The 9522-nt window shown below is 72.1% G+C and carries 9 protein-coding genes; 3 read left to right on the top strand and 6 right to left on the bottom strand.

All coding sequences use genetic code 11. From position 1 onward, the window contains the following. Positions 1 to 230 precede the first annotated feature (230 nt). Complete coding sequence (locus tag AB0958_RS43035) at positions 231 to 518, bottom strand: hypothetical protein (protein ID WP_366895944.1); 288 nt, start codon at positions 516 to 518, stop codon at positions 231 to 233. Positions 519 to 655: 137 nt separating this feature from the next. Between AB0958_RS43035 and AB0958_RS43030 the strand changes: the two genes are divergently transcribed. Continuing rightward, positions 656 to 1225, top strand: a complete 570-nt coding sequence (locus AB0958_RS43030; protein ID WP_366895943.1) for a hypothetical protein — start codon at positions 656 to 658, stop codon at positions 1223 to 1225. Here AB0958_RS43030 and AB0958_RS43025 read toward each other — a convergent pair. From AB0958_RS43025 to AB0958_RS43010, 4 genes are all read right to left on the bottom strand, one after another. Then, positions 1222 to 2232, bottom strand: a complete 1011-nt coding sequence (locus tag AB0958_RS43025; protein WP_366895942.1) for an LLM class F420-dependent oxidoreductase — start codon at positions 2230 to 2232, stop codon at positions 1222 to 1224. The two genes, AB0958_RS43030 and AB0958_RS43025, sit on opposite strands and share 4 nt — an antisense overlap. A gap of 99 nt (positions 2233 to 2331) precedes the next feature. Then, a complete protein-coding gene (locus tag AB0958_RS43020; RefSeq protein WP_366895941.1) occupies positions 2332 to 3168 on the bottom strand; it encodes a hypothetical protein in 837 nt (278 codons plus the stop codon). Between the two features lie 117 nt (positions 3169 to 3285). Next, a complete protein-coding gene (locus tag AB0958_RS43015) occupies positions 3286 to 4212 on the bottom strand; it encodes an N-acetylmuramoyl-L-alanine amidase (RefSeq protein ID WP_366895940.1) in 927 nt (308 codons plus the stop codon). 22 nt (positions 4213 to 4234) lie between these two features. Beyond that, on the bottom strand, positions 4235 to 4888 hold the full coding sequence (locus AB0958_RS43010) for a class I SAM-dependent methyltransferase (RefSeq protein ID WP_366895939.1): 654 nt from the start codon (positions 4886 to 4888) through the stop codon (positions 4235 to 4237). Positions 4889 to 5137: 249 nt separating this feature from the next. Between AB0958_RS43010 and AB0958_RS43005 the strand changes: the two genes are divergently transcribed. Beyond that, positions 5138 to 6190 carry an aldo/keto reductase gene (locus AB0958_RS43005; RefSeq protein WP_366895938.1) on the top strand — a complete coding sequence of 351 codons (1053 nt, stop codon included), beginning with the start codon at positions 5138 to 5140 and terminating at the stop codon, positions 6188 to 6190. Between the two features lie 128 nt (positions 6191 to 6318). On the opposite strand, the gene AB0958_RS43000 is transcribed toward AB0958_RS43005, so the two are convergent. Then, a complete protein-coding gene (locus AB0958_RS43000) occupies positions 6319 to 8061 on the bottom strand; it encodes an MFS transporter (protein ID WP_366895937.1) in 1743 nt (580 codons plus the stop codon). 159 nt (positions 8062 to 8220) lie between these two features. On the opposite strand from AB0958_RS43000, the gene AB0958_RS42995 reads away from it, so the two are divergent. Continuing rightward, complete coding sequence (locus AB0958_RS42995) at positions 8221 to 9432, top strand: beta-ketoacyl synthase N-terminal-like domain-containing protein (RefSeq protein WP_366895936.1); 1212 nt, start codon at positions 8221 to 8223, stop codon at positions 9430 to 9432. Positions 9433 to 9522: the final 90 nt, after the last annotated feature.

Genomic DNA, 9522 nt, shown 5'->3' with positions numbered 1-9522 from the left:
GGGCCCTGATCCACGTACCGGACGTACTTGGGTCAGGGCCCGGTGCGGCGAGTGGGGGTACCCCCGGCCGGAGGCTGGGGGAGCGTGCATGGCGACGCGCGGCAGGCGGGAATTGTCAGACAGGCCCTAGTGGGGCGGGGGGTTCCGCGCGGTCGCGGGTGCGGGTGCGTCGTGGTTGATCGCGCAGTTCCCCGCGCCCCTTCGGGGGCGCTCGCACTGACCGGTGTGGATCAGTGGCGGTGCATCCGGTTCGCTATGGCGTGGCCGATGAACAGGTAGACGACTGCCGCCAGGCCGTAGCCCGCCACCACCCTCGCCCACGCCTCGTCGAAGGTGAACAGGTCGCGCGACCAGCCTGCGAGCCAGGCGGCGGCGTCATGGACGAACTGCACCAGGCTGTTCGCCCGGTTCGCGTCCAGCAGATACATCAGGATCCACAGGCCCAGGATGAGCGCCATGACGTCGGCGACGAGCGCGACGACTCTACCGGCCTGATTGGCACCGCGTTCAGAGGACATACCCTGCGGCTTGCCGCCGGACGGTCCTTGAAACCTGTAGGGCATCGCCCCGAGTGGCGCGATGCCGCCATCCGGGTGAAGCTGCCGGAAGAAGCATCCGCTCGGGGAGGACATCGAGAGACACACGGGAGGACCCCGTGCCCGTACCGATACGGCGCCTCGTCGTCGCGCTGACCCTCTGCTGCACCCTGGTCGCGGGTGTCACCGCCTGCGCCGGCGACAGTACTCGGAGCAAGTCGACCGACACCGGCATGGTGGCGGTCCCCGTGGCCGACACGCCCAGTCCGAGTACGTCCGCGGAGAAGCAGAGGTTCGCCAAGACCCGGTTCGTCGCCAACGCGGGTCTCGCGGCCGGAGCGACCTACCAGTGGATCGTGAAACCGTGGAAGGCGGGCAAGTTCAAGAAGGGCGCCCACGGCCGTACTTTCGCCCTGGTCAAGGCCGCCGCCGCGGGCGGGTTCGCCTACAACCGGCTCAAGGCCGCCAAACGCAACGCGCAGGGCGACCCGCTGCTGTCCAAGGCCCTCGCGCCGCTGTCCGCGAGCATCGACGCGCTGAAGAACCTGCCGTCCAAGCTCCGCCAGGGCGACGGGAACGCGGCGAGCGCGTTCAACGACGTCATCAACAACGTGAAGGAAGCGGGCAAGAGCGCCGGCGCCCCGGTCACCGACAAGGTGCCGTCGGCCGGACAGCTCAGCGGGGGCTAGGAGTTCAGCTCCGCGAGCACCCGCAGGGTGGCGGGGTCCGGTGCCAGGGCCAGCAGGTCCGTCACCGGGCCCTTGCGCCACAACTCCAGTCGCTCGGCGATGCGTTCACGCGGGCCGACCAGTGAGATCTCGTCGGCGAACGCGTCCGGCACCGCCAGCACCGCCTCCTCCCGGCGCCCGGACAGGAACAGCTCCTGGATCCGCCGGGCTGCCTCCTCGTACCCCATGCGTGCCATGAGGTCGGCGTGGAAGTTGCGGGCCGCGTGCCCCATCCCGCCGATGTAGAAGCCGAGCATGGCCTTCACCGGCAGCAGCCCGGCGGCCACGTCGTCGCAGACCCGGACCTGCGCCATGGGGGCGACGAGGAAGCCCTCCGGCAGGTCGGCCACCGCCGGGCCGTACACCTCGGGCCGGCTCGGCGCCCAGTACAGCGGCAGCCACCCGTCGGCGATCCGCAGCGTCTGCGCGACGTTCTTCGGCCCCTCGGCGCCCAGCAGGACGGGCAGGTCGGCGCGGAGCGGGTGGGTGATCGGCTTCAGCGGCTTGCCGAGCCCGGTGGCGTCCGGGCCGCGGTAGGGGTGGGAGTGGAAGCGCCCGTCGGAGGTGACCGGCCCCTGACGCCGCAGCACCTGCCGTACGACGTCCACGTACTCCCGCGTCGCCGTCAGCGGGGACTTCGGGAACGGGCGGCCGTACCAGCCCTCGACGACCTGCGGTCCGGACAGGCCGAGCCCGAGCAGCATCCGGCCCCCCGAGAGGTGGTCCAGAGTGAGCGCGTGCATCGCCGTCGTGGTCGGCGGCCGGGCGGCCATCTGGGCAACGGCCGTACCCAGCTTGATGGTCGACGTCTGCGCGGCGATCCAGGTGAGCGGCGTGAAGGCGTCCGACCCCCAGGACTCCGCCGTCCACACCGAGTCGTACCCGAGCCGCTCCGCCTCCCGCGCCAGCGGCACATGGTCGGGAGAGGGACCGCGACCCCAGTAACCGAGTGCCAACCCCAGTCGCATCAACGCCTCCTGACATGACGTCAGACAATCGCCGGGCGACTGTACGACAACGGCCCCGCACCCGGAAGGGTGCGGGGCCGTACGCGGGGCCGGCGACGGTCAGCCGCGCTGGATGCCGGAGGTGTCCTGGAGCACGCCACGGCGGCCGTCCTGCGTCTGGGCCACCAGGGCGGCACCGCGCTGCTCGACCGCCAGGTACCAGGTACCGGGCGCCAGTTCGGCGATCGGCGCGGTCGAGCCGTCCTCCGCGAACAGCGGCCGCGCCACCGGAACGGCGAACCAGAACGGCGAGAACTCGGCGGCCGGCGGCTGCTGCTGGGCGGCGGCGGCGGGCGGCTGGGGCTGCTGGTGGCCGAACGGCTGGCCGGGCTGCGGCTGCGCGCCGTACGGCTGGCCGGGCTGCGGACCGGCGGCACCCGGGTAGCCGTAGCCGCCGGGGGGCTGGGCGCCGTAGGGCTGCGGGGCCTGCGGCTTGGGCTCGGGGATCAGGCCCGCCTTGAGGACGGGGACGAGCGGGGTGGCGACGGCCCCGCCGGCCATGACCAGGGTGGCGATCAGGGCGAGGATGAGACCGGTGCCCGCGCTGGGGCCGTTGGTCACGTTGGGCAGGTTGTCGAAGCCGCCCGCCGGGTCGATGACGTTGCCGAGTGCGCTCCACGCGGCGAAGACGGTCAACGCGACGCCGAACGGCCCGAGATCGAGGCCGGCCACCTTCAACGGCTGCGGCAGCGCCCGCGTGACGACGACGAGCGCGGCGCCGGCGATGCCCGCCAGGACGACGCTGAACAGGACGGGTCCGCTCGACCACAGGCTCGGCAGGTCGACGCTGTCCGGAACACCGTCGTACGAATAGTTGTCGAGGAACGACGCGATCAACAGCAATACCGCTGCTCCGATCACCACGCCGTCGCCTCTAGTGAGAGAGCGGATATTCACTTCAGGTCCTTCGTAGGTCGTCTCGTCGGCGGAGGAGGCGCGTCGCGGAGGTGGCCCCTCAGGGTAGGAATCGCAGGAACGACACTATCGTTCGGACGATCAGGGTGTCCGCCCGGATCAGCCCCCGGATGCCTGTCCGCCCAAGAAACTCACGATTCCCTCAGAGATCCCCTGGGCCGCCTTCTGCCGCCAGGAGCCGCTGGTCAGCAGCGCCGCGTCCGTGCTGTCCCGCATGTTGCCGCACTCGATGAACACCTTGGGAACCGTTGACAGATTGAGACCGCCGAGGTCCCCCCGCACGTCGAGCCCGGTGCCGTTGCCGACGTAGTTGGACGGGGCGCTGCCGGTGACCTTCGCGAAGTCCTTCTCCACCCGCTCGCCGAGGGTGCGCGAGGAGGCGACGATCGGGCGGGTGTCGGCGCCGCCGGAGTGCACGGCGGCCGGCAGGATGACGTGGAACCCGCGGTCGCCCTCGGGGGCGCCGTCGGCGTGCAGGGAGATGGCCGCGTCGGCGTGCGCGTCGTTGCCGATCTGCGCGCGCTTCGTCACGCACGGCCCCCAGGCCGGCCGGTCCCCGTCGTGGGTCAGCTTCACCGTGGCGCCCTGCCGCTCCAGCAGGGTCCGCAGCCGGTGCGCGACGTCGAGCGTGAACCGGGCCTCGGTGTAACCGGCGTTGGTCGACGTCCCCGTCGTGTCGCATTCCTTCCAGTTCGTCCCGATGTTCACCTTCTGGTTGATCTCGGACGGGTGCCGGAAGTTCCCCGGGTTGTGCCCCGGGTCGATGACGACGACCTTGCCCTTCAGTGGCAGCGCCGACGCGCTCGGACCCGGCACCTTGGCGTCGTCGCCGACGGAGGCGGGCGCCGACCAGGGTGTCGCGGCGTCCGTCCGCGCGGCGTCACTCCCGCCGGGCCTGCCCACCCCCTCGTACACCACCCAGCCCAGCAGTGCTCCGGGCACCAGCGCGGCGAGACCGACGGCGAGCGGCGCCCGGCGGGGCCGGCGCTGCTGCGGGGGATCGAATTCCGGGCCTGAGTACGACACGTCTGCGACTCTAACCGCGCCCTCAGATCCCCGCCCCCGTTCGCCGCAGGACGCGCAGCGAGTCGTGGGCGGCGGTCTCGGTGAACGCGCCGGACTCCAGGGCGCGGAGGTAGACGCGGTACGGGGCCTGGCCGGTGAACTCGTCCTTCGGGTCCGGGAAGACGTCGTGGATCAGCAGGAGCCCGCCCTGGGTCACATGGGGGGCCCAGCCCTCGTAGTCGGCGGTGGCGTGCTCGTCGGTGTGGCCGCCGTCGATGAAGACGAGGCTGAGGGGGGAGTTCCAGAACGCGGCGATCTGAGGGGACCGGCCGACGACCGCGACCACGTGGTCCTCCAGGCCCGCCCGGTGCAGGGTGCGCCGGAACGTCGGCAGGGTGTCCATGAGCCCGAGCTCGGGGTCGACCGTCCCCGGGTCGTGGTACTCCCAGCCGGGCTGCTGCTCCTCGCTGCCCCGGTGGTGGTCGACGGTGACCGCGGTGACGCCGGCCGCGCGGGCCGCGTCGGCGAGCAGGATCGTCGAGCGCCCGCAGTAGGTGCCGACCTCCAGCAGCGGCAGGCCGAGCGCTGCCGCCTCGACGGCGGCCTCGTACAGCGCGAGGCCCTCGCCGACGGGCATGAACCCCTTCGCCGCCTCGAACGCGGCCAGGATCTCGGGCTTGGGGGCTGCCGCGGTCATCGGCGTCCTCTCACTCGTCTCACGCGGGGTGAGTGTCGTACGGTCCGGCCGCCCATGCTGCCGCACCCACCGCCGGGCGCCCGACCGGGGGTGCGGGCGAGTGGTGGGCGTCGGCCCGTCCGGCGCGGCCCCGATGCCGGTCGGAACCCCGCCGTGAACCCGAAGTCGGCTGTCCGGCAGGGGAGTCGAGCGCACTCCAAGATCTAGACTGGCGCCCCACCCGCCCCCGATCCGTGACGGAGCACCGCTGTGCGCTATCGAGTCCTCGGCAGGACCGGCATCGAGGTCAGCACCCACTGTCTGGGCACGATGATGTTCGGGTCCACCGGCAATCCGGACCACGAGGACGGCGCCCGGATCATCAACGCCGCGCTGGACGCCGGCATCAACTTCGTGGACACCGCCGACATGTACTCGGCGGGCGAGTGCGAGGAGATCGTCGGCAAGGCGCTCAAGGGCCGGCGCGACGACGTGGTCCTCGCCACGAAGGTGCACTTCCCGCTGGGGGAGGGCCGCAACCGCAGCGGCAACTCGCGCCGCTGGATCGTCAGGGCCGTCGAGGACAGCCTGCGGCGCCTGGACACCGACTGGATCGACCTCTACCAGGTGCACCGCCCCGACCACACCACGGACGTCGAGGAGACCCTGTCCGTCCTCGGTGACCTGGTGCGGGCGGGCAAGATCCGGGCGTTCGGCAGCTCCACGTTCCCGGCCGAGGACCTCGTCGAGGCGCACCATGTGGCGGAGCGGCGTGGGCTGATGCGGCTGCGTACCGAGCAGCCGCCGTACTCGATCCTCGCGCGCGGCGTCGAACGGGCCGTGCTGCCCACCGCGCAGCGGCTGGGCCTGGGCGTCCTGACCTGGTCACCGCTCGCCTCGGGGTTCCTCTCCGGCGCCCACCGGCAGGGCCGGCCCGTCGACTTCGGCACCGGCCGCGCCAAGCGCCAACCGCAGCGCTTCGACCCCGAGCTGCCGGGCAACGCCGCCAAGTACGCGGCCGTTGAGCGACTCGTCGCGCTCACCGAGGAGATGGGCCGCACCCTGCCGGAGCTGGCCGTCGCCTTCCCGCTGGTGCACCCGGCGGTCACCTCGGTGATCATCGGCCCGCGCACCATGGACCAGCTCACCGCGTCCCTCGAGGGGGCGGACCTGCTGCTCGACGACGCGGTGCTCGACCGCATCGACGAGATCGTGCCCCCCGGCACCGACCTGTACCAGGCGGACGGCGTCTGGCAACCCCCGTCCCTCACCACCCCCACCCACCGCAGACGCCGCACGGGGGAACGAGCCGCGGCGGACTGAGCGCCGGGGGAGGCGGCGCCTCCTGCCGAGGGGCCCCGCGCAAACGGCGCGGGCGGCGCTCATGTGGAGGGAGCGCCGCCCGCGTGTCGGTCGGGGGACGGGGCGGATGCCGCCCCTGGTGGGCCGAGTTACGCGCTGACCGTCTCGCCGGGCAGCGACAGGTCCAGGTCGACCGCCCGGTCGTCGCCCGTGTGGGTCGCCGACGAGGCGTGCGGTCCGTGTCCGGCCGCCGTCGCGGCCAGCACGTACGCCCCCTCGGCCGGCACCGTGAGCGTGTACGTGCCGTCCTCGGCCGACAGTGTCGACCCCGCCTGCCGTCCGCGCCGGTCGATCAGCGTCACCTTCGCGCGCGCCACCGGGCCGCCCGCGGCGTCCAGGACCCGGCCGCGGAAGCCCCGCAGCACCTCCTCGGCGACGGCGAGCACCGCGTCCTCCTCGCTGCTGGCCCGCAGCTGCGTGTGGAGCTGCGGCCGGGGCTGCTTCGGCAGCAGCAGCGCGAGCAGCAGACCCACCGCCACCGCGGCCGTCGCGATCAGGAAGGACACCCGGAAGCCGTGCATGGTCGGGATGGCGACCCCGCCGACGTGGTTCGCGGTGTTCGCCAGCACCATGCCGATGACGGCGCTGGACACGGAGGTGCCGATGGACCGCATCAGCGTGTTCAGGCCGTTCGCCGCGCCGGTCTCCGACGCCGGGACCGCGCCGACGATGAGCGCCGGCAGGGAGGAGTAGGCGAGGCCGATGCCGGCGCCGAGGACGACCGCGATGACCGCGCTCTGCCAGGCCGCGCTCATCAGGCCGAGGCCGGCGCCGTAGCCGATGCCGATGATCAGCATGCCGAGGATGAGGGTGAGCTTGGGGCCGTACTTGGCGGACAGCCGGGCGTACACCGGGGCCGTGAACATCATCGTCAGGCCCAGCGGCGCGACCAGCAGACCGGCGACCACCATCGACTGGCCGAGGCCGTAGCCGGTGGCCTTCGGGAGCTGGAGCAGCTGCGGAAGGACCAGCGAGACGACGTAGAAGCTGACGCCGACCATGATCGACGCGAGGTTGGTGAAGAGCACCGCGGGGCGGGCCGTGGTGCGCAGGTCCACCAGCGGGGCCTGGTGGCGCAGCTCGAAGAGGCCCCACAGGAGCAGCACCGCGACGGACGCGCCGAACAGGCCGAGCGTGGTGCCCGAGGACCAGCCCCAGTCGCTGCCCTTGGTGATGGGCAACAGGAGCAGCACCAGGCCGGTGGACAGCCCCAGCGCGCCCAGCACGTCGAACGAACCCTGCGCCCGCATCGGGGACTCCGGTACGACCAGCAGGGTCAGGGCTATGGAGAGCACGCCGAGACCGGCGGCGCCGTAGAAGAGCGCGTGCCAGTCCATGTGCTGCGCGACCAGGGCCGCGGCGGGCAGCGCGAGGCCGCCGCCGACGCCGATCGAGGAGCTCATCAGGGCCATCGCCGAGCCGAGCTTCTCGCGCGGCAGCATGTCGCGCATCAGGCCGATGCCCAGCGGGATCGCGCCCATGGCGAAGCCCTGGAGGGTACGGCCGGCGATCATCGTGAGCAGGTCGCTGGTGAGGGCGCTGACCAGCGCGCCGACCACCATCACGGCGAGGCTGAGGATCAGCATCCGGCGCTTGCCGTAGAGGTCGCCGAGGCGGCCCATGATCGGAGTGGCCACGGCGCCCGACAGCAGCGTCGAGGTGAGGACCCAGGTGGCGTTGCTGGGCTCGGTGCCCAGCAGTTGCGGCAGGTCCTTGATGACCGGGACGAGCAGGGTCTGCATCACCGCGACCACGATGCCCGCGAAGGCGAGGACCGGAACCACGGCCCCGCTCGCGCCCCGGGCGGGCTGGTCGGTCGTCGTGTGCGTCATTGAGTGAGGCCTCCCGATTGATAAGTACCGGCTAAACCTCGTATGCACAGGCAACTATTCCGTTGCTTCGAGCTGCTAACGAATTCTTGACCGGCTCATGGGTTACTGACTCTCCGTCAGGGGTGGCGCGTTTGTGGAACGCGTTCTACTCTGCGCGCCATGAAGGCCTACGTTGCCGGGGTCGGGATGACCAAGTTCGAGAAGCCCGAGACCCGTGACTGGCAGTACTGGGACATGGTCCGGGAGGCGGCCGGCTCCGCGCTCGCCGACGCGGGAATCGCCTACGACGACGTGGAACAGGTTCCCGTCGGCTACTGCTTCCAGCCCTCCACCGCCGGCCAGCGCGCCGTCTATGAACTGGGTCTCACCGGCGTCCCCGTCTACAACGTCAACAACAACTGCGCCACCGGCGCGACCGCCCTGATGCTGGCCAGGCAGCTGGTCGAGGGCGGCGCCGCCGACTGCGTCCTCGCCCTCGGCTTCGAGAAGATGAAGAAGGGCGCGCTCGGCGGCGGCGCCGACGGAGGGGACTTCGCCACCTCTCCCGTCGCCCGGCACTACGGGATCATGGCCGCCCGGCACGGCTTCGAGACGACCCCGCCCACCGCGCAGATCTTCGGCGACGCGGCCCGTGAGCACATGGAGCGCCACGGCACCACCGAGGCGCAGCTCGCCGCGGTGGCCGCCAAGAACCACCGGCACTCGGCGGACAACCCCTACGCCCAGTTCCAGGCCGCCTACGACGTCGCCGACGTCCTCGCCGCCCGCACCGTCCACCACCCCCTCACCAAACTCCAGTGCTCGCCCACCTCCGACGGCGCGGCGGCGGCCGTGGTCGTCTCCGAACGGTTCGCCGGGCGGCGCGGGCTCACCGGCCTGGTCGAGATCGTCGCGCAGGCGATGACCACCGACACCGGGGAGTCCTTCGCGTCGGGCTCGTGCATCGACGTGGTGGGACAGCCGATGTCCCGGGCGGCGGCCCGCCAGGTGTACGACAGCTCGGGCCTCGGCATCGAGGACGTCGACGTCGTCGAACTGCACGACTGCTTCTCCGTCAACGAGCTGCTGACCTACGAGGCGCTCGGCATGTGCGCGGCCGGCCGGTCCGGCGAACTCGTCGAGTCCGGCGCGACCACGTACGGCGGGCGCTGGGTGGTGAACCCCTCCGGCGGGCTCATCTCCAAGGGGCATCCGCTGGGCGCGACCGGTCTCGCGCAGACCGCCGAACTGGTGTGGCAGCTGCGCGGCACTGCGGGGGACCGGCAGGTCGCGGGCGCCCGGGTGGGGCTCGCGCACAACATCGGGCTGGGCGGCGCGGCGGTGGTCACGCTGCTGCGGGCGACGACGCAGGCCGTAGGGCCCCGAGCCTAGGGCCCTTCTGATGGATCTCCGCGGCGTCGCGACGCCCGGCACGCACGCTCGACGCACGGGGTGGCGGGCCAGGTGGCTCCGCCACATGAC

This window comes from Streptomyces sp. NPDC006655 (genome assembly GCF_040703965.1).
In the GTDB taxonomy this organism is placed as follows: Bacteria; Actinomycetota; Actinomycetes; order Streptomycetales; family Streptomycetaceae; genus Streptomyces.
Note: the sequence above shows the minus strand (reverse complement) of the source record. Positions and strands in the feature narration are given on the sequence as shown.

Bases quoted from the DNA above. Each gene is read 5' to 3' on its own strand.
- AB0958_RS43010 (WP_366895939.1), bottom strand. From the start codon at position 4,888: ATGACCGCGGCAGCCCCCAAGCCCGAGATCCTGGCCGCGTTCGAGGCG.
- AB0958_RS43035 (WP_366895944.1), bottom strand. From the start codon at position 518: ATGTCCTCTGAACGCGGTGCCAATCAGGCCGGTAGAGTCGTCGCGCTC.
- AB0958_RS42995 (WP_366895936.1), top strand. From the start codon at position 8,221: ATGAAGGCCTACGTTGCCGGGGTCGGGATGACCAAGTTCGAGAAGCCC.
- AB0958_RS43025 (WP_366895942.1), bottom strand. From the start codon at position 2,232: ATGCGACTGGGGTTGGCACTCGGTTACTGGGGTCGCGGTCCCTCTCCC.
- AB0958_RS43000 (WP_366895937.1), bottom strand. From the start codon at position 8,061: ATGACGCACACGACGACCGACCAGCCCGCCCGGGGCGCGAGCGGGGCC.